Source organism: Lignipirellula cremea, assembly GCF_056501455.1.
This window is the reverse complement of record NZ_CM151415.1, coordinates 2,149,124-2,171,550: the sequence shown is the minus strand read 5'-3', so window position 1 is coordinate 2,171,550 and position 22,427 is coordinate 2,149,124. Positions and strand designations below refer to the sequence as shown.

Here is a 22,427-nt window from a genome sequence, read left to right as displayed (position 1 = left end):
CTTCCGGCAGACCCGTCGCGGTCTGAGAATCGAATGTCTGCACGCCCCGAATCGCCCGCCGCCTTTAAGCCGCAGCTCTCGCCCAAGGCCGCCGAACTGGGGGGCCTGTCGGCGATGCGTCAGACCATGAGCGAGTTCTCGCTCGACAGTCTGTCGTCGCTGCTGGATGACGAGTTGTCCCTCGAAGCGGATGCACCGCCGGCCCCCCAGGCCGCCGCCCCCGCGCCGGTTCCTGCTGCGACGATGCCCGTCGCGATACCGCCGGCGGAGACGTCGCACGCGACGATGCCGGTTGCCCGGATTTCCGACGTTTCGGCGCCGACCGAACTCGTTTCGCCCGCGAACGCGCGACTGTCGGCGCTGACGCAGCCGCATGCGAACGTTCGCAAGTCATCGCTCGAAGAGACGCAGCTCTACAAGTCGACGCCGCAGCCGACGATCGACCTGTCGGTGGTGCGCCGCTCGGCCAGCGAACCGACGCAGGCTTTCACCGGTCACCTGCACGACTATCTCGACGCCTCGGCCACGATCCCCGCGGTCGTCGATCCGAAGAAGTCGAGCGTGCCCGAAACGGGCTTCGGGTCGCCAGCGGACAGCGACGCGACGGATCTTTCGGGACTGACGCAGCACATGCCGCTGTCGGTCGGCGATATGACCGGAGCGTTTCACGTGCCCGCGCCGCCCGTCGCGAGCGCTGCGGAAACCTTCGTCACGCAGCCGATCGTCGAACTCGCCCCGGAGGCGCCGGTCGCCTCGAACCTGGCCGCGTTCTTCGAGGGGGCGCCGCGTCGTACGACCGACGCGCGGTGGGAGGCGGCAGTCGAGTCGGATCGTCAGTTCACGACGATGCTGCTCTCCGAGATGGACGAGCTTCCCTGGCAGGCCGAGTTGCGGAAGCCTGCCCCTGAGATCGCGCAGTCATCGTTCGCGACGGTCGAAAGCCCTTCGCCGATCCTTGACGCGGCGTCCGCTGCCCAGCCCGTGATGCCCGTTTCGCCGGAATCGCCGGCGCTTGATTCCGGCGCGTTCGACGTGCTCGAAGTCGCAGGAGCGGAGCAGGCTTCCGTCGCGGCGGCGCTGGCGTCGCAACCGCATCTCGCGCCGGAGGAAGCTCCCGCCGTCGCGAATGTACCGGCCCCCTTCCCGGAACCGACGCACGAACTTCGCGAGCTGGCAGCGTTCCTGCTCGATCGCTTCACGCCGGGCGTGTCGACCGTCGTGGCGCTCGTCGGCTGCGAAGCGACGGGTCCCGGCTCCGCGGCTTCGCTCGCAATCGCCGCCGCGGTCGCGGACGCGACGGGCGTCTCCACGCTGGTCGTCGACGGCGACTTCGCGAATCGCGAGATCAGCGCCGCGTGCGACCACGCCGCGTCGCCCGGTTTCGCGGAAGCGCTGGGACAGCCGGCGATAGGACGCAATCTCGCGCATCCGGTCGGGCGAGAAAACCTCAGCCTGCTGCCGGCTGGCGACGCGCTCCCCGAAGCATCGGACGCGCGCGCCTGCGTTTCCGCCTGGATCGCGAAGGCGAAGCAGGAATTCGGTTTGATTCTCGTCTGGGTCGGCGCCGGCGAAGGGGAGATCGCGCGGAGACTCTGCCGCGCGGCCGATGCGTCGCTGCTGCTGGCGGTCGTCGATCGGGATCGACCGTCGCGGATCGAAGCCGCCGCGGAGCGCCTTCGCTCGTCGAACGCGCGGACGATCGGCGTCGCGCTCGTTCGCTAATTCGTCTCCAAGGCGAGCGGAGGGCGTCAGCCCTCCGTGTCCTGCTCGAGCGAAACGATCGAACAGCGCTCCGGTAGACTTGAAATTGACGGCGCCGCGACGATGACGCGCGGGGCTGAAGGACTGAGGGCTGAGACCCTCCGTTCGCCTGGGATTCGTTTCGATTCGCTTAGGGAATAGACCGTTGACCTCCTGTCTCGTCACCGGCGGCGCCGGGTTCATCGGTTCGCACCTGGTCGAAGCGCTGGTCGCCGAAGGGCATCGCGTGCGCGTGCTCGACGACCTGTCGACCGGCTTCGCGAAGAACCTCGCGACCGTTCAGAGCGACGTCGAATTCGTTCAAGGGAGCGTCCTCGACGCCGATCTCGTCCAGTCGCTGACCGACGGCGTGGAGTGGGTCTTCCACCAGGCCGCGATGGCGTCGGTGCCCAAGAGCGTCGATCGCCCGCTCGATAGTCACGCTGCGACCGCCACGGGCGCGCTGACGGTGCTAGATGCCTCGCGTCGCAGCGGCGTAAAACGCGTCGTGTTCGCCGGCTCGAGCAGTTGCTACGGCAACCAGCCCTTCGCCTCGAATCGCGAAAGCGACCTCCCGGCGCCCCTGTCGCCCTATGCCGCGGCGAAGCTGGCGGGAGAGTACTACTGCCGCGCGTTTCACGAGACGTACGGCTTGCAGACCGTCGTCCTGCGGTACTTCAACGTCTTCGGACCCCGGCAGGATCCGTCGGGCCCTTACGCGGCGGTCATCCCCATCTTCATCGAGCGGATGCTGGCCGGTCAGGCGCCGAAGATCAACGGCGACGGCTTGCAATCCCGCGACTTCACCTACGTCGCCAACGTCGTGCAGGGCAACCTGCTGGCCGCGAAGGGATCGTTTCCGACCGGCACGTTCAACCTCGCATCGGGCAAGTCGTACTCGCTGCTGGATCTCGTCGCGACGATCAACGAATTTCTCGGCGCCGAGATCGAGCCCATCTTCGGCCCCGTCCGCGCAGGCGACGTGAAGTTCTCGCAGGCGGATATCACCCTCGCGAGGAGCGTCCTCGGCTTCGAGCCGAGCGTCCCCTTCCGCGACGGCCTCGAACGAACCATCGAATCGTTTCGCGGGGCGCTTACGGCGGGCGCGTAAAGGAGTCTGGTAGTAGTCAGACGAGCCTTAAATCTCATCTTCTCCTCCGGGTGCCACTGGCTCCGCCAGTGCTTTTCCGGAGGCCGGATCGCTCGGGTTGGACGACCCTTCAAGATGCAGCACTGGCGGAGCCAGTGGCACCCGAAACTCTTCGATCAACCTGACGTATAAGGCTTGCCGGACTCGTAGGTCAGGCCGTGCCTGACGACCGCACGAAGCCGGCCTGCATCTAGATCGGAATCGATCGAAGTAGCCGTCAGGCACGGCCTGACCTACAAAAGCTTGCCTGCCATCGCAGCGAGTACCAGGTTTCCGGCAGGCGAGGGCGCCAGCCCTACAGAGATGCGTCCGACGTCAAGTAAGATGCGACGCTTTCGCAGCTCCGCTACGTCAGGTCTTTCGCGTTGACCGCTCCGTCTGATACGTCGTCGATGTCGAGCGGATCGCCCGAACCGCGTACCGTCGTCGCGGTCGCGACTTACAACGAGCGGGAGAACGTCGCCGATCTGCTGGACGCGATCTTCGCGAACCTGCCGCAGGCGGACGTCCTGATCATCGACGACGGCTCGCCCGACGGGACGGGACAGTACGTCGACGAGCGGGCGAAGACCGAGCCGCGGCTCTTCGCCATCCATCGCTTGGGCAAGCTGGGGCTCGGATCGGCGACGGTCGCCGGCTTCCGCTGGGCGCTGGAGCGGAATTACGACGTCGTCGTCACGATGGACGCCGATTTCAGCCATCCGCCCGTCGTGCTGCCCGAGCTGGTGCGAATCCTTCGGGAACGCCCCGAAATCGACGTCGCGATCGGCAGTCGCTACGTCGCGGGGGGAGGCATCGACGGCTGGCCGCTGAAGCGCCGGATCGCCAGTCTGGCGGTGAACGCCTACGCCAGGACGTTGCTCAGGCTCCCGATCCGCGATTGCAGCGGCGCTTTCCGGGCGTATCGGGCGAGCGTGCTTCGTCGCCTCGACCTCGACTCGATCCGCAGCCAGGGATATTCTTACCTGGAAGAGATTCTCGCCCGGCTGCAGCGGATCGGCGCCCGATTCGCGGAAACGCCGATCACCTTCGTCGACCGGACGCGGGGATCTTCCAAAATCAACCTGCGCGAAGCCGCCTCGGCCCTGGGGATCATCCTCCTCATGGGGCTGCGACTGCGGTAGAGCGTGCGCATTTGCACGGGCGACCGGGACGTCAAATAGGCGAGCGGAGGGTGTCAGCCCTCCGTGTCTTCTGCGCGAAGACAGGTCCGGACCACGGAGGGCTGACACCCTCCGCTCGCTAATGAAACAGCTCGAACGGAGTCTCGATGGCGACTGAAACGTCCGCGCCGACGCTGGCAGAACTGCCGGGCATGCTGGCGGCGCGCGACGACGTTCGCGAGACCGCCGAACGGCTCGCCCGGGGGGAGAAGGTTTCCTGGGAACAGATCGGCGGATCGAGCCTGGCCCTGTTTCTGGCCACGCTGAGGAAGATCGCTCCCGGTCCGATCGCGGTCGTCCTGCCGACGGACGACGATCTCGACGCGCTGGCCGCGGATCTGGAGTTCTTCGAGTCGCCCGGCATCGAATTCGCCAGTTCCATTTCTCAGGAGCGCGGCTCGCCCGTCTGGACCGAGCGCGAGGGCCAGCGGCTGAACGTGCTGACGGAATTGGCGCGGAGCGCGGCGAGTCGCTCGAAATCGAAGGCGTCGCCGCTGGTGCTGGCGACGACGAACGCCCTGCTGCAGACCGTTCCCAGCGCCGAGAGCCTGGCGCGGGGGCGGATCTCGCTGAAGAAGGGCGAAACGCTCGACGTCGACGAACTGCAGGAACGGCTTTTCCATGGCGGACTGAAGCATGTCCCGCAGGCGGAGCAGCCGGGGGATTTCGCGCGCCGCGGCGGCATCCTGGACGTCTATCCGCTGGGGGTCGAAAAGCCTTTCCGGCTGGAGTTCTTCGACGACGTGCTCGACTCGATCCGCGAGTACGACGCCCAGTCGCAGCGCAGCCTCGGCCCGAAAGACTCCTGCGATCTGCTGCTGGAACTTGACGACGAGACGCCGAATCAGACGCTGCTGGAGCATCTGCCGCAGGGCTCGTGGCTCGTGCTGGTCGAACTCGACAAGATCGATCGCCAGGCCCGCGCGATGAAGGAGCGGCACGGCGAGCTTCCCGATTTGCGGACGCTGCCCGATCTGCTGAAGCAGGCTCAACCCTTCGGAAAGCTGCTCGCGTCGCAGTTGCCGACGGGCGCGACCGACCGGGTCTTCGCGCTCGGCGTCGACACGGTCCAGCGGCTGCAGGTCGGGCTTGACCGGGCGCAGGAAGAGCTCGACCGCCTGCTGCCGGACAACCGCGTCTACGTCGTCTGTCCGACCGACGGCGAGGCCGATCGCCTGCGACAGTCGCTCAAGGAACTGGTCGATCGCAACGCGACGCATCTGAAGTTCCTCGTCGGCTGGATCAGCGAGGGCTTTCGCCTGCGTCGCGAGCGGACGATCGTCGTCAGCTCCAACGAGATTCTGGAACGGGGTCGCCAGCGTCCGCTGCCGAAGGCCCATCGCACGAAGGCGATCGACTCCTTCACCGATCTCCGCGACGGCGATCTGGTCGTCCATCTGTCGCACGGGATCGGGCGCTTCCGCGGGATGAACATGCTCTCCAAAGGAGGCTCCGTCGAGGAGCATCTGGAGATCGAATTCCGCGGCGGCGTGAAGGTCTACGTCCCCGCGTCGCGGATCGACCTGATCCAGCGTTACATCGGAAGCAGCAAGCTCCGTCCCACGCTGGCGACGCTGGGAAGCAAGACCTGGCAGAAACAAACCGAAGCCGCGCGCGAGGCGGTGGAGGATCTCGCGCAGGAGATGCTGGAGGTCCAGGCCGAGCGATCGCTGCGACTCGGGATCGCGTTCAACCGCCAGACGGAATGGCTGGAGGAGTTCGAGCGAACGTTCCCCTATGAAGAGACGCCCGACCAGGAGCGGGCGATTCACGCCGTCGGCGTCGACATGGCGCTCCCCAAGCCGATGGACCGCCTGATCTGCGGCGACGTCGGCTTCGGCAAGACCGAGGTCGCGATGCGAGCCGCGTTCCGTGCGGTGGAAAACGGCTATCAGGTAGCGATCCTCGCCCCCACGACGGTCCTCGTGGAACAGCACTTCCAGAGCTTTCGCGCGCGCATGGCGGCGTTCCCCCTGCGGATCGCGCGGCTCAGCCGGTTCTGTTCACGCGACGAAGAGAAGCTGAACGTCAAAGGAATCGCCGCCGGCGACGTCGACATCGTCATCGGGACGCATCGCCTGGCTTCGAAAGATATCAGCTTCTTCAAGCTGGGCCTGGTCGTCATCGACGAGGAACAACGCTTCGGCGTCGAGGTGAAGGAGCGCCTGAAGCGGACGTATCCCGAGGTCGACGTCCTCACGCTTTCGGCGACGCCGATTCCGCGCACGCTGCATATGTCGCTGGTCGGCATCCGCGACATCTCGAACCTGGAAACGCCTCCCCGGGCGCGGCAGGCGATCGAAACGAAGGTCAGCCGATTCGATCCCGACATGATCCGCGAGGCGGTCATTCGCGAACTCGATCGGGGCGGGCAGATCTACTTCGTCCACAACCGCGTGCACGATATCGAGGAGCTGCGCGAGCGCCTGAAGCGGATCGTCCCTGAGGCGAAGATGCGCGTCGGCCATGGCCAGATGGCGGAGACGGCGCTCGAAAAGGTGATGGTCGACTTCGTCCAGGACAAGTTCGACATGCTCCTGGCGACGACGATCGTGGAGAGCGGTCTCGACATTCCGAACGCCAACACGATCTTCATCGACGAGGCGGACAAGTACGGGCTCGCCGATCTGCACCAGCTTCGCGGTCGCGTCGGACGGGCAGGCCGCGACGCCTACGCCTACTTCCTGGTCGACCCGGGCAAGCTCCTCAACTCGACGGCCGCCCGGCGGCTGACGGCGATCGAGGAGTATTCCGAGATGGGCGCCGGGTTTCAGATCGCGATGCGCGACCTGGAAATTCGCGGCGCGGGCAATCTGCTGGGCTCCCAGCAGAGCGGCCACATCGCGGCGGTCGGATACGAGCTCTACTGCCGGCTCCTGGAGGAGGCCATTCGCCGTAAGAAGAAGGAGGCTCCCCCCCTGCGGATCGAGGTCGAAGTCGATCTGCCCGGGACGGCCTACCTGCCGGACGATTACATCGGCGATCGCCGGGCGAAGATCGATCTCTACCGGCGCCTTAACCGGATCGATCGGTTCGACGAACTTTCGTCGATGCGGGAGGAGATGATCGACCGTTTCGGCCCGCTGCCGACGCAGGCGGAGCGATTTCTGGACGTGATCGAGGTCCGTCTGGAGGGAGCTGTCTGGGGAATTTCCAAGATGTTCGTCGAAGATGGACGATTGATGTTGAAGATCGACTCGAAAGAACGGAAAGAGGCGCTGTCGCAGCGCAGCAAGCGCCGCATCCGGACAGCTGACGACCGAACCAGCTTCGCGAACGTTCCCGAAGGGGCGCGAACCGAAGAGGGTTACCTCGCGTATGCAAAAGCGCTCTTGCGATTCGCGGCGACCTCTACGTAAAAGAATCGCCCCGTGCGCATGGATCGCACGGATTTCCAGATCCCCGCTGCATGGCAAGGAAGCCGATGCCGCTCGATCGAACGCCCGAATCCCGATTCGTTCGCCGCGCCCCTTCCGGCGCGGGCGGGTTCGTCGCGGTCTTCGCGGGTCTCGCGCTGATTCCGTTGTCGGCGACGCTGCTCGCCCAGGCGCCGGGTCAGTTTTCGGAATCTCCCGGCAGTTACGGTCCGCCGGGCAGCTACGACCCCCAGGACGGATACGGCGGCCAGCCCGCCGTGCAGGCCCTTCCGCTTGCGACTCCGCCCTATGCGATGCAAGCGCCGCCGGCCGGTCAGCCGTCGGTCGGATACCCGGGCCAGACGCCGCCGGGCGGATACGCCCCCCCGCAACAGGTCCCCTCCGTTCCGCTCGGTTCGCCCTACGGTCCGGCCCCGTCCGGGTCTGCTGCGATGGGACCCGTGCCAGGTCTCGGCCAACCGCAGAATCTGCCCCCTGAGCTGCCTCCGACGGATTCCGCGACTGAGGCGTCCAGACCGTCCGGCGTTGCCGTCGACGAGACGCCTGTCGCGGAAGGCGAACTGTTCGAGTCGGCGAAGGTCGTCGCTCGCGTCGGTCGGGAAACGATCCTGGCGGGCGACATCCTGGGGATGGTGAACCAGCAGATCCAGGCCGCCGAGAAGACGGTCCCGAAAGAACAGCTTCCCGAATTCCGAAAGCAGGCGGAGCAGTACCGCCTCAGCCGGATGGCGCAGCTCACGCAGCTTTCGATCGAGATGAAGCTGCTCTACTTCGATTTCCTGCGTCTGGTTCCGCCCGAGCGGCAACTCGAGCTGAGCAACAAGATCGGGGCCTCGTTCCAGGAACACGAACAGCCGCGGATGATGGAGTCGTTCGAGGTCGACAGCGAGGAGGCGCTCGACGCCAAACTGCGGTCGTTCGGCTCCTCGCTGAAGAAGGCGCGGAAGCTCTATACCGAGAAAACGCTCGGCATGATCCTGCTGAAGCAAAAGGTCGAAGACGACCCGAAGGTCAGTCACCAGGAACTGCTCGACCGGTACGAGTCGAAGAAGGATTCCTACTTCCGACCCGCGCGCGTCAAGTACGAAGAACTGGTCGTGAAGTTCGCCAAGTTTCCGGGCAAGCGCGAGGCGTGGGACGAACTGGCCGACATGGGGAGCGAAGTCTACTTCGGGGCGCCTCTGTGGGCCGTCGCGAAGCGCCGGTCGCAAGGCGTCGGCGCCGCAACGTCGGGCGGACAGTCGGGCTGGACCGGCAAGGGGAGCCTCGTGACGACCAAGGTCGAAGAGGCGCTCTTCACGATCCCGATCGGCAAACTGAGCCAGATCATCGAGGACGGCGACGCGTTATATATCGTTCGCGTGCAGGAACGCGAAGACGAGCGCTACACGCCGTTCGAGGAAGTGCAGGAAGACCTCCGCGACGAGATCAAGCAGGAAAAAATCAGCAAGGCGCAGGAGGAATACATCCTGAGCCTCTACGAACGAACGCACGTCTGGAATTCGTTCGAGCACGACGCGGTGCAGTCGCTGGCCGAGCGTCGCCGCGAACTGCACGAGGAAGGCTCTTCGGCGCCGCTCTACCTGATGGGGAAGAACGAGAGCCTGAAGCGCGAATCCGGCGGGTCGTCCTCCGGGAAGCCCGAAGCGGGGCAGAAAGCCGGTCCCGGCCAGGTTCCGGGCGGCGGCTCGTTCGAGCCCGCGCCTTCGGACTTCGAGCCCTCACCCGCGCCTAGCGGAGCTCCGCCAGCGTCCGGCGATTACGAGTTCCGGTAGATGAAGACGGAGCTTCGTCTCTCTCCGTAGGGTGGGTCATTGACCCACCGCCTGCTGATCCCATCCGCCTTCTGAAGGCGATCCGCTGATCTCACGGGTCCGTGGTTCGGTCTGTGTACGGTTGAACGAAGAGTTTCGGGCGCCACTGGCAAAGCCAGTGGCACCCAACGCCGTGCGTCAGATGCGTAGGCGGAGCGGCTTTAGTCGCGTGGCCAGTTGAAGTTGTCTCGCGCTGGGCGGCTGGATTCCAGGCGGCTGAGGTGGACGGTGACGTTTCTTTCGCGGGTAGGGTCGCGTCGCTTTCGGGCGCAGCCGGACGTACCGGTCCTTCTTGCAGTCGGCGAAGACGCCCGCGCAGCTTCGGCGATCGCGACAGGCTCTTCGAGGCGGAGCGGCCTTGTGCTTCCTCGGCGGCGAGCCTGCCCGAAACGTGCGTCGCACGACCTGCATCGCCGCGGCGTAAGAGACTTCCGCGGGATCGTCGCCGGCAGCGGACAGATCGCGGGCCGCCATCAGCCCCAGCAGCCAGACCCCCAGCACGCACCACGTCAGTTCCAGTTCGCATCGCGACGGCGTGCGGCTGCGCAGCGTGCGACGCTCGAGCGTCTGCTTCGTCGTGCGATAGAAGACCTCCACGCCCCAGCGCCGGTCGTAGAACGCTTCGGCCTCGGCGTCCGACACCCGGTCGTCGTCCGGCACGCTCGTCACGAGATAAATCGGAAGCTTGCCCGGCTTCCGAACGACGATCAGACGCAACTCGATCGGCGGCAGGCCGGCGTCCTGCTTGTCGGCAGGCCAGAGATAGACCGTGCGACCGGGAACGTCGCCCGGATAACGTAGGCCGTCGATCAGTCGCACGTTGCCGCCGACCCGCATCAGGAAATGGCGTCCCTTCGCCAGCAGCGCGGCGCAGAGGTCGTAGCCGACGAAGCCGGCGTCGGCGACGACGAGCGCATCGCCGGGGAGTTCGTCGACCATGTCGAGCAGATGCGTCCGTTCGCCCGCCGTCCCCGGTCCCGTGCGAAACGCCCAGGGAAGTCCCAGCCGCAGATGATAAAGAACCGTCAGCGACATCTGCGGCATGCCGTCGGGCTTTCCGACGTCGCCCAGCGCCCGCTGGTTGGCCGGCGTGCGAGGACAGGCGAGTCGACTGCCGTCGACCGCGAAAGGCTCCCAGCGTTTCTGCCGACGACCGGCTCGCGAAGCGCCTGCTTCGTCCGAAATCCCGAGCATGACCTCGCGCAAGCGGGCGACGACGCGAGGCACGAGACGCTCCCTTTCACGAGCCAGGGCGTCCATCCAGGCGTTGTACGAGTTCGCCTTTCGCCAGGCGGGACGGATCGTGCGCAGAAACGTTTCGACGACGCGAAAGCGCTCGACCGCTTCCTTCGGCTCGGCCCAGGCCATGAACAGGCCCGACCAGACCAGACGATGCGGCGTCCAGACCGAGCCGCCATGGACGATCAGGGACGAAAAAGCCGCACAGGCAGGACCTCGCGCATCGCCGCGGCCAGTCGCTCGGGATACGATGCAATCATGTTGGGGCCTCTCGATCGGATCGGAACTTTAAGCGGAACCGATGATGACCGGAGGCCCCAACTCTTCCTAGAGCAATGCCTTACCGACCCGCCCCGAGCCCTCTTCCGCACGGCGTTGAGTGGCACCCCCTTGAGGCTCACGTTTTAAAGCGAGTCGTTGAACTTCCTCTACGACGATCGCGAGACGTATTCGCGGTCTGCTGCCGTCGATTCGGCGGAGCGATCGAGGGGACGCGTTTCCGCGGTCGGATCGATGGGAACTGTCTCGGTCTCGCCGCGTTCGGTCGGCGTCGCGCGTTCCAGGTAGGGATTCGCCGTCGTGGGGGCTTCCGCGGCTCGCTTCTTCCGCCGGGCGCCGAAGAACATCGCGATCCGCCAGGCTCCGAGGAAGAACGCGAACACGCCCAGAACCAGCAGCGACTCGCGCCAGTCCTGCCCGCCGAAGAAGAAGACCCCCGCCGCGAGGGTCAGGCCCCAGACCGCGACCCCCGCGTGCACGATATCCAGCAGGATCTTCGGCGGTTCGATCTCGTTATCGAGGCGCCCCGCGTCGAACGCCTGATGCAGGTGCGTCGGCGCGGGCTTCTCCCGCTGCGAACCCTGCGGCAGATCGCGAACCTCCGTTTTCCGGGCGTCTGTCTTCACGTCGACATTCCGTAAAAGGGCTCCGCGGCCAGTCCCGTCTTCGCGCAGACTTCGGCCACGATCGAGTCGACTTCTTCATCCGTCAGCGGCGCGACGTACGACTCCGCCGGACGCCGGGCGACGGTGTAGACCTGCACCCGATCGATCCGTCCGCCGCCTGCGACGATTTCGTTCAGGCGGTCGCAGTAGGCCGCCCGCTCTTCCGCCGAAGGGGGCTCGTCGGCCAGCCGCATGAAGAGCGACTGGATCACGATCGGGCGAACCTTCGCCGCGTCGAGCAGATTGTCCAGGATCAGGCGGAAGCGGATCGGCGTCCGATCGACGAGCTTGAAATAAGCTTCCGTCCCGGCGTCCAGCTTCGCCCAGATCTCGCCCTGGTTCGCGTCCAGCAGGGCCAGGCCGCGCTGAACGTGGGGGCGATGGAACCGGCTGGCGTTGGTGATCAGAACCATCTTCACGTCGTCGAGACCGAGCCGACGCTTGATTTCCGCAGAAGTCTCCACCAGTTCGTCGAAGTTGCGATAGGTCGTCGGCTCGCCGTCGCCGGAAAAGGCGATGTCGTTCAGACGTCGCATGGCGGGGGGCGTCTGGGCGAACTTGGGCGTTCGAAAGATTTCGCCCGAGGCGCAGAGCTTCAGCGTCGATTCGAGCTCGTCGAAGAGGCGTTCCTGCTCGACGAACTTCGTCTCGCTCCCTTCGCGGCGATCGACCTGGCAATAGACGCAGTCGAAGTTGCAGACCTTGTCCGGGTTCAGGTTCACGCCGATCGAGATGCCGCCCGACCGTCGACTCAGCACGGGATAAACGAACCGGTTCTGGTCGAACCGGCGGTCGTGCTGCTGAAAGAGGACGGTTTTCTCGGCCACGCTGGAACTTGCGGCGACGGTAGGAAACGCAGGCGACTGGAAAGTAGAGCCGCTGGAAGCCTTCATTGTTCGCCCGATCGGCCCCGATGCAAGGAGAACGGGCGCCTTTGCGATCCGTCAGGTCGTCGTCGGAGAGAGATTTTCCGGATGCGAGGCGCTCGACGGGGCTCGGCGGGCGAAGAATCCGCGACGCCCGCCATTCCCTGGTTTCATCCCCTGCCGGTCGGGGTCCAGCAGGCTGCTGCAAAACGCCATCGTGGCGCCATGCAGGCTCGCCAAGTTCGGAGCAAACTCCTCACGGCTCGCGAAAGGGTCGCTAAACTCCCCTTTCGTCGCCGCATCCGTGCGGCGAGCGCAGGCTGGCTGCCCATAGCAGCAGCCTGCTAAACTTCGCAGAGAAGCGATCGTCGCGCACGCGACGGACGCATGACGAAGCCGACCAGCCTGGGGAGATGCGCCGTGATTGAACGACTCGAATCGCCGGACGTGACGGTTCTCGCGTTTCGCATGAGCGGGAAGCTACACGACGAGGACTACAAGACGTTCGTGCCTGCCGTCGATCAGGCGATCCGCGATCACGGCAAGGTCCGCATCCTCGCCGAACTGGACGACTTTCACGGCTGGGACATGGAAGCCGTGTGGGACGACACCAAGTTCGCGACGACGCACTGCACCGAGATCGAGAAGATCGCGCTCGTCGGCGACAAAACGTGGGAGAAGTGGATGGCGGCGATCTGCATGCCGTTCACGATGGCGAAGGTGAAGTACTTCGACCAGCATGACAAGCAGGGCGCCTGGGCCTGGATCGTAGAGTGACGCGGCGACCGACGGACCAGCTGATTTCTGAGCGGAGGGCGTAAGCCCTCCGAGCGCATCCACTCGAACAGCCGGAAGACTCGGAGGGCTCGCGCCCTCCGATCAGGGATTACATCGCTTCGTCGAAGCCGCCCATTTTAGCGCGCGGTCAAGTCCCCTTTCCCGTGCTGGGAGGGACCGTAACAATGAGCTTGACCGTCGCTCCCTGAAGCCGATGCGTCGCGCTCGAAGACGCCGGTCGCCCGCTTGCGCCGGCCTGTCGAGACGACGCGATGCGGCTGCTGGTAGCGGCGCTTCGTCGCCGGACGCCCCGGCGACGCACGCGGTTCGGGCAGAGTCTGCCGGCCGCCCCTTTCCCGTCTCCATCAGGACGACCCGGACGATGAGTTTCGACTCGTTCGACGCGACCCGCGACGACCTCGCGCGCTTCAAGGCAGGCGGCTTTCGCCCTGCCGGCGATCGACTCCCCGCCGCCGCGCAGGAGTACCAGACGTACGCCGCGCACGGCTACCAGTCGTATCAGCGCCAGCGGCAGCTCACGCTGGGCGACCTGCTGCTCGAGAACCGGATCGTGTTCCTGCAGGGACCGATCTACTCGGGCAACGCCAACGAAATCGTGATGAAGCTGCTCTACCTGCAGAGCGAGAATCGTCGCAAGGACATCCACCTCTACATCAACTCGCCGGGCGGCGAGGTCGACGCCACGCTGGCGATGTACGACACGATGCAGATGCTGTCCTGCCCCGTCGCGACGTACTGCGTCGGCATGGCGGCCAGCGGCGCGGCGGTGCTCCTCGCGGGGGGCGCCAAGGGGAAGCGCTTCGCCCTCCCGAACAGCCGGGTCATGATTCACCAGCCGCACGGCGGCGTCGGCGGCCAGATCAGCGATATCGAGATCCAGGCCAAAGAGATCCTGCACATGCGGGAACAGCTCAACGAGATCCTGGCCCATCACACGGGCAAGCCGATCGACAAGATCGCCAAGGATACCGACCGCGACTTCTACCTGGGCGCCAAGGACGCGGTCGAGTACGGCCTCGTCGACGACATCCTCAAGAAGCAGACCGTCGACGACGACGAGGATTGATTCGTCGATTCGCTGACGCTCGCTGACCGAACATCTCGCCGCGCATTCGCGGACCCGCAACCAGGACCCGTCTCATGCCGATGATCCCCTACGTCGTCGAAAAGAGCGGACGCGAAGAACGCGTCTACGACATCTACAGCCGGCTCCTGAAGGACCGCATCATTTTCCTCGGGGAGCAGGTCAACGACGCGATGGCCAACACCATCGTCGCCCAGCTCCTCTACCTGCAGTCGGAAGATCCCAAGGCGGACGTCCATCTGTACGTCAACTCGCCGGGCGGAAGCATCACCGCGGGCATGGCGATCTACGACACGATGCAGTTCATCACCTGCGACGTGGCGACCTACTGCGTCGGCCAGGCCGCGTCGATGGGCGCCGTGCTGCTGACCGCAGGCGCCAAGGGGAAGCGTTACGCCCTGCCCAACGCCCGGATCATGATCCACCAGCCGCTGGCCGGCATGGAAGGAACCGCGGAAGAGATCTCGATCCACCTCGCCGAGGTTCGCCGGATCAAGAAGCGGATGAACGAGATCCTGCTGTACCACACGGGCCACACGATCGACCGGATCGAGAAGGACACCGACCGCGACCGCTTCATGTCCGCGGCGGAATCGGTCGAGTACGGCCTGATCGACAAGGTCATCGAGAAGATGACGCCTCCCCCCGCCGCTGCGGCGGCGAGCTGAGCCAGATCGCACGTTCTGAGCGGGGGACGAAAGTCCCCCGAGTCGGGCGTCTGATCGTCGGCGTTCGAATATTTTTCACATGCCCACGCCGCACCTGCCGCGTGGGCATGTTCGTGCGCGAGGGCGTTCCATGCACGTCGAAATCGTTCACGGCGATCTGCTCGATCAGGACGTGGACGTGATCGTCAACGCCTGGAACCGCAACGCCATTCCGTGGTGGCTGCTGCTGCCGCAGGGAGTCTCCGGCGCCATCAAGCGCCGCGCCGGCTACGCCCCCTTCCGCGAGGTCGGTCGCCACGGACCGATCCCGCTGGGCTCTGCCGTCTTCACTTCCGCCGGCAGGCTCCCCCATCGCGGCATCATCCACGTCGCGGGGATCAACCTGCTCTGGCGCCCCTCCGAACGGGCCATCCGCGACAGCGCCCGCAACGCCGTGCGTCTGGCCGAGGACCGCGGCTTCGCCTCCCTCGCCTTCCCGCTGATCGGCGCCGGGTCAGGCGGCTTCCCGGCGGAGAAGGCGAAAGCGATTCTCGTGGAGGAACTGGAAAAGCTCGATTCGACGCTGAAGGCGCGGGTGGTCGTGTTCGCGAAGGACCGAGTCGCTGAAGCCAGGAAGTCAGAATCGACTCCTTCCGGCGAATAACCTGGTGCTGGCAGCGGACGGTCGAGCGGCAGTCTCTTCGGTGAAAAGAGAATCGATGACGACACGCGCCGAAGCATCCGAGGTCATCGTCGATCCGGACGCCGAAGCTGCCGCACAGTCCGCACAGCGTGTCGAGAAGCGCCGCCGTCGCTGGGGTTGTTCGCTCTACGCCGCGGTCGCGGTACTTCTGCCTCTCGTGACGCTTGTCGTCATCTACCTCGTCTTCGACTGGATCGGAAGCTCGCGCGCTGCGGAGATGCGCCAGCGAGCCGTCGCTGCCGGCGATCCGCTGACGAAGGAAGAGATTCAGAACGCTTTCTATCCGCCGTCCGGCGAGGTCGATCTTGCGACCGAGCATTGGCGGCGCGCTGCCGAGGCGAGAAACGAGGCGGACGAGGGGCCGCGGTTCAAGGACGTTCCGCTTCTTATGGCTCCCAGCTATCTGTTCGAGCGCGACGACCGCGGATTCTTCACGGAGCCGACGCTGCAGATCATCGACGAATACATGGCCGGACACGGCGAGGAGGCGATCGAGTCGGCTCATGCCGCGCGGCGAGCCGGCGCCGTCGCTCGCTTCGCCAGCGATCTCGAACCGCAGGGCGTCGTCCTCGGCGGTACGGAAGACTATCCATGGTTCGCCGGCGACTCGCTGCAGTCGTTGCGGCACGTCTCCAATCTGCTGGAGCTAGATCTCGAACGTCGCGCGGCACGCGGAGAATGGGAAGCCGCGGTCGAGATTTCGCTCTCGCAGGCGGCCGCCAGCGAGGCCTGTTCCCAAGATCCGACGGCGCTCGGCTGCGCGGTTCAGTTGGCCCTCTACGGCCTCGCACACAAAAACCTCCGGAGATTGCTCCGCTGGGCTGACCTCTCCGACGATCAGCTTCGGCGGCTCGACGCGGCCTTCGCACGGCCCGATTTTCACGCGCGCCTCATCGGTCTCGTTCAGGCGGACCAGTACCGGGTCGTCAGGGCGCTCGAGACCGAGGAGCCGACGTACGATGAAACGCTCGACGTCCTCCGCAGGCTGCCCCATCGCGGCGCGGACGAAGCGATCGCCCTCGAACGCTTTCAGGACTTTCTCGACGGGGCGAAAACGGATTTCGACGGCGCTCGCCGCGAGAACGATCGCCTTGAGGCGATTCTCTCCGAGTACGAAGACGACTGGGCGGTCACGTTGCTTCCGCACGGAACGATGATCATCAAGACGGCGGAGATTCCGTCGCACGTCGCGCGGGCCTCAATCATGCGCGCTCAGCAGACGCTCATACGAGCCGGCATCGCCTGCGAACGTTATCGCCTGAAGCACGGCGTCTGGCCGGTGAGCCTGGAGGCGCTCGTTTCGGAGTTTCTGGCAGAAGTTCCTGTCGACGTTTACGACGGGCAGTTGATCCGGTTCGAGTCCCGGGGCGATCGACTCGCCCTGCACTCAGTCGGCCAGCTCGACGACAGGTACAAGAACCTCGAATTCGACGACGGTCCGCTGACCTTCGTCATCGAGAAGCCGCAGCGCCCGTGACAGCGTCGCTGGCGCGGGAAGTCGGTCCGCGAAACCCGATTCCCGGCGGCGAGTCTGCAAATTCAAGCGATGGCGGTCGATACTGGAGGAGGCGAGATCCGGTCGCGGAAACGTCGACGGACCGCTTCGAGCGAGGATTCTGGCCGATACGCTGCCCAGTCTTCGGTTCCTCCCGCTTCGGGGGAGAGGCCGGAGTCGTCGGCGGCGAATCCGCCTTGACCCGCTTTCCCCAGTCGGCAAAAACGACGGAATCTCAGGCAGGCGCGACGGATCTGCGCTGCCCTTCGCACGGCTCCCTAACCGGGATGACACGGATGTCGGTCAAATCGTGGACCCTGGCTCTCGCGCTTTTGGGCGGAGCGTTCGCGGCGGCTCTCGCTTCGTCGGGATGCGCCGCGCAGCCGGCGTACAACACCGAACGGGGAGCCCTGCTGGGCGGTCTCGGCGGAGCCGCTCTCGGAGCGGTAATCGGCGAGAACAACGATAACCCGCTGCTCGGGGCCGCGATCGGCGCCGGCGCCGGAGCCCTCGCCGGCGGAGCGCTCGGCAGCACGGCCGACCGAGAGAACGCCTACCGCGCTCAGCAGCAGCAGGCCTACGTCCGTTCGACGATGAGCGTCCAGGACGTCGTCGCGCTCCACGCGGCTGGCACCCATCCGGACGTGATCGTCGGCCAGATCCGTTCGGCAGGGGTCGCCCGGGCGCTGACCACGGACGAGATCATCTACATGAGCCAGAGCGGCGTCGCGCCCGACGTGATCCGCGCGATGCAGGGAAGCGTCCGCGTCGCGGTCGCGCCGGCGCCGCCGACGACGGTGATCGTGGAAGAGCGTGTTTACCCGGCTTATCGACCGGTCTACTACGCTCCGCCCCCGTACTGGCACCACCCGTATCATCACCACCATCACCACCCCCGCACCCACATCGGGATCGGGTTCGGCTTCTGAGCCGCTTCCGGCTCAGTCAGCTCGGCGAAATACGAACAGCCCGCGTCAGTTTCGACGCGGGCTGTTTTCGTTCGCGTCGATGGCGAGCGGGGGACGTCAGTCCCCCGAGTCCGGTTCGACGAAATCTCGTCGAACGATCTTCGTCTGGTGAGTGCAGGTTTCGCTCGCCGTAGCTTCCAGCGTACGAATCGCCTTGCGGTCGATTCGTCCAACTCGGGGGACTGACGTCCCCCGCTCGCCCCAGGAAACCTACTTCCGCAGCCGCAATTCATAGTGCGGCGTGGCGGCTTCGTTCGCCGGAGCGTCGTCGAGGCCGATGAAGAAGACGTCCTGCTCCCGGCGTCGCTTGGCCAGAAGAGCCCTGGCGTGGGTCCGTTGATCGAAGACGAACGTCAGGAAGGCCGGCACGAGCCAGAAGAAGGCCGCCAGAACGTCCTGATTCACGGCGTAGATCAGCGCCGCGGGGACGAACAGAACGCCCGCCCAGGCGAGCAGATAGAGCCAGCCCTGCTTGCTGGCGGGCTTGGCGACGCAGCCGCAGGGCGTCGTCGTGAACCATTCCGAATTTCCGAACATCGCGGCGAAGCTCCTCCGCGGATAAACGCATGTCAACGATCGCAGGCAGGGGCGCCGCCGCCGAAGCGTGGTACTCCCGCCTGACGTTATTCGTAGTCGCCCCCCTCGATCTTGGGAACGGCTACCGGAATTGTTCCGGCGTGACTCCGTTCAGTCGAGCGGATTCTTCCGGCTGGCCTTCTTGTCGGAACGTTCCTTTTTCGCACGCAAGCGGCGCTCTTTCGCCCCCTTGCTGATCCGAATGGGTCGGCGGAACTTCGGGGCGGCCCAGACGGAAACCAGCATCTCCCGCAGCTTGGTCCGGCAGTCCTCGACGTTCTTCGGCTGATCGCGGTAGCGGTCGCTGGTCAGAATCAGGTCGCCCGAGTGGGCGATGCGGTTGGCGAACTTCTCCGTGAACCGCATCTTCGGTCCGGGCGGAATCGCGGCGCTGTCGCGGACGTTCCACCGCAGCACGGCCTTCGAGTTCACCTTGTTGACGTTCTGTCCCCCCGGCCCCTGCGAGCGCACGAACGACCAGGTGAATTCGTCCTCGGGCAGAGGAATGGGAAGGTCGGTCATCGAGGAAGAGGCGGTGAAGGGACGTTTAACGCCGCGATCGGCTATGGGGTAGCATATCTCGGTCCCGACCGACGAACGACTCGTGTGCCACGGCTGGCTGGCCCAGCCGTGCTCCCTGTTCGTCGGATGACGACCCCGCCGAAGGTCCGGCACGAAGGAACGTCTGGCCCCATGACGAAGTTCCAGACGCCGAGGCCGATCGCGGTGCCCGCACGGCTGGACAAGCCAGCCATGGCACACTGGTCCGCTTCACTCTCCAGATCAGCGCCGATGTCTCGCGTCAATGAACTATTCGCTCTCGTCCTCGTTGCGACTCTCCTCGCCGCCCTCGGGTGTCAGAAGGGCGCCGACGACGTGCTGTCCCTTCAGAAGCCGAAGCAGGAAGGCCTGACGACGCAGTCCGAGCCGGCCGCCGGCGAGGCGGCACGACCGACGACGGCAGCGACGAAAGGCGAGGACTGGCCGACCTTCCTAGGTCCGCGGCGCGACAGCACGTCGATCGAGACAGGCATCGTCACGAACTGGAACGAGTCGCCGCCGAAGATCCTCTGGCAGTTCCCGCTGCACGAAGGCTACGGCATCGGATCGGTCGCGGACGGCAGGTACTACCAGCTAGACGCGGAGCGGGGCGCGATGACGCTTTACTGCCTCGACCCGCGGTCGGGCAAGGAGTTCTGGAAGTTCTCGTACGACTTCCAGTATCGCGACATGCTCGGCTACGACGCGGGGCCGCGATGCTCTCCCGTGATCCATGACGGACGCGTTTTCATCTACGGCGTCACGGGAGAACTGCACTGCCTGGACGCGGCGACGGGGGAGAAGATCTGGCGGGTCGACGTCAACGAAAAGTACGGCGTCGTGCAGAACTTCTTCGGCGTCGGCAGCACGCCGGTCGTCTACGGCGAGCTGCTGCTGGTCATGGTCGGCGGCAGCCCGGAAGAATCGTCGCAGTTGCCGCCCGGCGCCATCGATCGCGTGAAGTCGAACGGCTCGGCCGTCGTCGCCTTCGATCTGAAGACGGGCGAGGAAGTCTATCGCGTCGGCGACGATCTGGCCTCGTACGCGTCAATGACCTGGGCGAAGGTCGGCGACCGCGATTATGGCCTGGCGTTCTGCCGGGAAGGGCTGCTCGCGTTCGATCCCGCGACGGGCGACGAGGACTTTCACGTTCCCTGGCGGGCGCGGATCCTCGAAAGCGTCAACGCGGCGAACCCGGTCGTCGTCGGCGACGAAGTTCTGATCACGGAGACCTACGGCCCCGGAAGCGCCTGGATCAGCCTCGACGAGAGCGATCGCTTCGGCGAGATCGTTCGGCAGGACGATCCCGACAGCCGGGAGAAGTCGCTGCAGTGCCACTGGAATACGCCGGTCTATCTCGACGGCTACGTCTACGGTTCGAGCGGTCGCCACGAATCGAACGCCGAACTGCGGTGCGTCGACTGGAAGACGCGGGAGGTCAAGTGGAGTGAGCCGGGCCTTACCCGTTCGTCGCTGCTCCTCATCGACGATCACTTCGTCTGCCTGACGGAGATCGGCGAGCTGCTGCTTTTCCGTCCTGACCCCGCGAAGTTCGATCTCGTCGCCCGGTGGACGCCGACCGATCCCGACACCGGTCGTTCCCTTCTCCGCACGCCCGCGTGGTCCGCGCCGATCGTCTCGCACGGCCTGATGTATGTCCGCGGGCAGGATCGGCTGCTGTGCGTGGAGTTAATTCCGGAGTAGACCGCCGACCGTCCCTTTCCCTTTCGAGCGTCGCATTCCGCGGCGAACGTCCATGCGTGCTTTTCTGGCTCTGATCGCCCTTTCGATCGTGGTCCCTGCGGTCGCGCAGGAACCTGACGCTCCGCGCGAACCTCGACGCGGATTCGGAAGAGAAGTCGCCGTCCAGCCGGACGACGTCCGGGCGTTCGACGTTCCGCCGAAGGGTTTCGACGCACGGCGCGACGACATCCCGCACGGGAAGACGGAGACGATCGAGTACGACTCGAAATCGGTCGGCACGACTCGCAAGATGCAGGTCTACACGCCGCCCGGTTACTCGACCGACAAGAAGTACCCGGTCCTCTATCTGCTCCACGGCATCGGCGGCGACGAGACCGAGTGGCGGCGCTTCGCCGATCCGGGGAACCTGCTCGACAATCTGATCGCCGACGGCAAGGCGGTTCCCATGATCGTCGTCATGCCGAACGGTCGGGCGCAGAAGAACGACCGGGCGGAGGGCGACGTCTTCAAGTCGGCGCCGGCCTTCGCCGCTTTCGAGCAGGATCTGCTCGAAAGCGTCATCCCGACGATCGAAGAACGTTACAGCGTCCAGGCCGACCGCGAGCATCGCGCGCTCGCCGGGCTATCGATGGGGGGCGGCCAGTCGCTGAACTTCGGCCTCGGCAATCCCGACGTCTTCGCCTGGGTCGGCGGGTTCTCCTCGGCGCCCAACACGATGAAGCCGGCGGATCTGCTCGCCGACCCGAAAGCCGCCGAGAAGTTCTCCCTGATCTGGCTATCGTGCGGCACGAAGGACGGCCTGTTCGGCATCAGCCAGGGCTTCCACGGCTACCTGAAGGAGCATTCCGTCCCGCACGTCTGGCACGTCACCGACGGCGCCCACGACGCCGCCGAGTGGAAGCAGGCGCTCTACTGGTTCGCCCAGCAGTTGAAGTTCGAGTAAGGGCTTCCCGTCCGACGCGACGAGACGTTTCGCCGAACTGCGATCTATGGATGGATTGGGCGGGAAGGTGTCCCGTGCGAATCGAAGCACTCAAGCTGGCTGGCGTGCAATTCGGTCAACGGGAATTACCAGTCGCGTCTCGAGTACGTGCGGATCGGTGATCTCGTCGATCGGAATCGCGAGCGTAGCTGCGTTCGTTATTTTTCGGCTTCCCTTCTCGATCGGTCTGGGCGGCTTATTCCCAAGCCAAGCGAAGGGAGACGCATGCCAAGTCAACGACCCGTCATCAACACGATCCTGTCGATGCAGGTGCCATCTGAAGAGGGCTGATGTGGTTCCCCAGCCTGCACCCTTCCATCCATTTGCTTGCTGGTAGTTCAGCGCCCCTGCGGTAACGACAGTCGTAGCGGTCGTCTCGACGTCCTGGATAGGCAGATCGATCAGAACTGCGACGAATGCAAGTGTTTTAGGATGCTGAGGGTGTTTGATTGCACGCAAGAACCGCAGTGGGATCCACCGCTCCGGAGTACCAAGACTTCCTGAGGTCGCTCCGAGTGCATATGAATCCGTTTGCGCCGCCGTCCAACCTCGCTCTACGAACAAGGATTCTGATGTCCGAAGAAGTAGGGCCACGTCGCCGCAGAAACGCCGAAGCTCTCCGAATCGCAAGGCGATT

General features: G+C 65.3%; 18 protein-coding genes. 13 read left to right on the top strand and 5 right to left on the bottom strand.

Annotation, left to right across the window (positions count from 1 at the left end):
• Positions 1–33 precede the first annotated feature (33 nt).
• The 5 genes from SH602x_RS08405 to SH602x_RS08385 all read left to right on the top strand — a co-directional run bounded on the left by SH602x_RS08405 (position 34) and on the right by SH602x_RS08385 (position 9,205).
• Positions 34–1,722: a hypothetical protein gene (locus SH602x_RS08405; RefSeq protein ID WP_479476362.1), complete on the top strand. Its 1,689-nt coding sequence runs from the start codon at positions 34–36 to the stop codon at positions 1,720–1,722.
• Between the two features lie 184 nt (positions 1,723–1,906).
• A complete protein-coding gene (locus SH602x_RS08400) occupies positions 1,907–2,851 on the top strand; it encodes an SDR family oxidoreductase (RefSeq protein WP_479476361.1) in 945 nt (314 codons plus the stop codon).
• A gap of 404 nt (positions 2,852–3,255) precedes the next feature.
• Entirely contained in the window at positions 3,256–4,014 is a 759-nt protein-coding gene (locus tag SH602x_RS08395) for a polyprenol monophosphomannose synthase (RefSeq protein ID WP_479476360.1), read from the top strand.
• Between the two features lie 146 nt (positions 4,015–4,160).
• Positions 4,161–7,412, top strand: a complete 3,252-nt coding sequence (mfd, locus tag SH602x_RS08390) for a transcription-repair coupling factor (RefSeq protein WP_479476359.1) — start codon at positions 4,161–4,163, stop codon at positions 7,410–7,412.
• A gap of 65 nt (positions 7,413–7,477) precedes the next feature.
• Positions 7,478–9,205, top strand: a complete 1,728-nt coding sequence (locus SH602x_RS08385) for a peptidylprolyl isomerase (protein ID WP_479476358.1) — start codon at positions 7,478–7,480, stop codon at positions 9,203–9,205.
• Between the two features lie 177 nt (positions 9,206–9,382).
• Here SH602x_RS08385 and SH602x_RS08380 read toward each other — a convergent pair whose 3' ends face one another.
• From SH602x_RS08380 to SH602x_RS08370, 3 genes are all read right to left on the bottom strand, one after another.
• Positions 9,383–10,612: an IS4 family transposase gene (locus SH602x_RS08380; RefSeq protein WP_479476357.1), complete on the bottom strand. Its 1,230-nt coding sequence runs from the start codon at positions 10,610–10,612 to the stop codon at positions 9,383–9,385.
• 299 nt (positions 10,613–10,911) lie between these two features.
• Positions 10,912–11,388: a hypothetical protein gene (locus tag SH602x_RS08375; RefSeq protein ID WP_479476356.1), complete on the bottom strand. Its 477-nt coding sequence runs from the start codon at positions 11,386–11,388 to the stop codon at positions 10,912–10,914.
• Positions 11,385–12,254 (bottom strand): radical SAM protein, encoded by an 870-nt coding sequence (locus SH602x_RS08370; RefSeq protein ID WP_479476355.1) that lies wholly within the window; start codon positions 12,252–12,254, stop codon positions 11,385–11,387. The genes SH602x_RS08375 and SH602x_RS08370 overlap by 4 nt, the downstream gene beginning before the upstream one ends.
• Before the next feature lie 459 nt (positions 12,255–12,713).
• Here SH602x_RS08370 and SH602x_RS08365 point away from each other — a divergent pair, with 459 nt between their 5' ends.
• The 6 genes from SH602x_RS08365 (at position 12,714) to SH602x_RS08340 (ending at position 17,949) form a co-directional block, all read left to right on the top strand.
• Positions 12,714–13,070 carry a SpoIIAA family protein gene (locus SH602x_RS08365; protein WP_479476354.1) on the top strand — a complete coding sequence of 119 codons (357 nt, stop codon included), beginning with the start codon at positions 12,714–12,716 and terminating at the stop codon, positions 13,068–13,070.
• Between the two features lie 382 nt (positions 13,071–13,452).
• The gene (locus tag SH602x_RS08360; RefSeq protein WP_479476353.1) at positions 13,453–14,157 is read left to right on the top strand and encodes a ClpP family protease; all 705 of its coding nucleotides are present in this window, start codon (positions 13,453–13,455) and stop codon (positions 14,155–14,157) included.
• Positions 14,158–14,231: 74 nt separating this feature from the next.
• A complete protein-coding gene (gene clpP / locus SH602x_RS08355; protein ID WP_479476352.1) occupies positions 14,232–14,843 on the top strand; it encodes an ATP-dependent Clp endopeptidase proteolytic subunit ClpP in 612 nt (203 codons plus the stop codon).
• 130 nt (positions 14,844–14,973) lie between these two features.
• Positions 14,974–15,486 (top strand): macro domain-containing protein, encoded by a 513-nt coding sequence (locus SH602x_RS08350; RefSeq protein WP_479476351.1) that lies wholly within the window; start codon positions 14,974–14,976, stop codon positions 15,484–15,486.
• A gap of 55 nt (positions 15,487–15,541) precedes the next feature.
• Complete coding sequence (locus SH602x_RS08345; RefSeq protein WP_479476350.1) at positions 15,542–17,002, top strand: hypothetical protein; 1,461 nt, start codon at positions 15,542–15,544, stop codon at positions 17,000–17,002.
• A 314-nt stretch (positions 17,003–17,316) separates the two neighbouring features.
• On the top strand, positions 17,317–17,949 hold the full coding sequence (locus SH602x_RS08340; protein WP_479476349.1) for a YMGG-like glycine zipper-containing protein: 633 nt from the start codon (positions 17,317–17,319) through the stop codon (positions 17,947–17,949).
• A 249-nt stretch (positions 17,950–18,198) separates the two neighbouring features.
• Here SH602x_RS08340 and SH602x_RS08335 read toward each other — a convergent pair whose 3' ends face one another.
• Complete coding sequence (locus SH602x_RS08335; protein WP_479476348.1) at positions 18,199–18,525, bottom strand: hypothetical protein; 327 nt, start codon at positions 18,523–18,525, stop codon at positions 18,199–18,201.
• Positions 18,526–18,675: 150 nt separating this feature from the next.
• Positions 18,676–19,086 carry an alternative ribosome rescue aminoacyl-tRNA hydrolase ArfB gene (gene arfB / locus SH602x_RS08330; protein WP_479476347.1) on the bottom strand — a complete coding sequence of 137 codons (411 nt, stop codon included), beginning with the start codon at positions 19,084–19,086 and terminating at the stop codon, positions 18,676–18,678.
• Positions 19,087–19,356: 270 nt separating this feature from the next.
• Here arfB and SH602x_RS08325 point away from each other — a divergent pair, with 270 nt between their 5' ends.
• Together SH602x_RS08325 and SH602x_RS08320 are read left to right on the top strand one after the other, a co-directional pair.
• Positions 19,357–20,808: a PQQ-binding-like beta-propeller repeat protein gene (locus tag SH602x_RS08325; RefSeq protein WP_479476346.1), complete on the top strand. Its 1,452-nt coding sequence runs from the start codon at positions 19,357–19,359 to the stop codon at positions 20,806–20,808.
• 52 nt (positions 20,809–20,860) lie between these two features.
• Positions 20,861–21,751: an alpha/beta hydrolase gene (locus SH602x_RS08320; RefSeq protein ID WP_479476345.1), complete on the top strand. Its 891-nt coding sequence runs from the start codon at positions 20,861–20,863 to the stop codon at positions 21,749–21,751.
• The last annotated feature ends 676 nt before the right edge of the window (positions 21,752–22,427 follow it).

Bases quoted from the DNA above. Each gene is read 5' to 3' on its own strand.
- SH602x_RS08405 (WP_479476362.1), top strand. From the start codon at position 34: ATGTCTGCACGCCCCGAATCGCCCGCCGCCTTTAAGCCGCAGCTCTCG.
- mfd (WP_479476359.1), top strand. From the start codon at position 4,161: ATGGCGACTGAAACGTCCGCGCCGACGCTGGCAGAACTGCCGGGCATG.
- SH602x_RS08385 (WP_479476358.1), top strand. From the start codon at position 7,478: ATGCCGCTCGATCGAACGCCCGAATCCCGATTCGTTCGCCGCGCCCCT.
- SH602x_RS08380 (WP_479476357.1), bottom strand. From the start codon at position 10,612: ATGGCCTGGGCCGAGCCGAAGGAAGCGGTCGAGCGCTTTCGCGTCGTC.
- SH602x_RS08360 (WP_479476353.1), top strand. From the start codon at position 13,453: ATGAGTTTCGACTCGTTCGACGCGACCCGCGACGACCTCGCGCGCTTC.
- clpP (WP_479476352.1), top strand. From the start codon at position 14,232: ATGCCGATGATCCCCTACGTCGTCGAAAAGAGCGGACGCGAAGAACGC.
- SH602x_RS08350 (WP_479476351.1), top strand. From the start codon at position 14,974: ATGCACGTCGAAATCGTTCACGGCGATCTGCTCGATCAGGACGTGGAC.
- SH602x_RS08345 (WP_479476350.1), top strand. From the start codon at position 15,542: ATGACGACACGCGCCGAAGCATCCGAGGTCATCGTCGATCCGGACGCC.
- SH602x_RS08340 (WP_479476349.1), top strand. From the start codon at position 17,317: ATGTCGGTCAAATCGTGGACCCTGGCTCTCGCGCTTTTGGGCGGAGCG.
- SH602x_RS08335 (WP_479476348.1), bottom strand. From the start codon at position 18,525: ATGTTCGGAAATTCGGAATGGTTCACGACGACGCCCTGCGGCTGCGTC.
- arfB (WP_479476347.1), bottom strand. From the start codon at position 19,086: ATGACCGACCTTCCCATTCCTCTGCCCGAGGACGAATTCACCTGGTCG.
- SH602x_RS08325 (WP_479476346.1), top strand. From the start codon at position 19,357: ATGTCTCGCGTCAATGAACTATTCGCTCTCGTCCTCGTTGCGACTCTC.
- SH602x_RS08320 (WP_479476345.1), top strand. From the start codon at position 20,861: ATGCGTGCTTTTCTGGCTCTGATCGCCCTTTCGATCGTGGTCCCTGCG.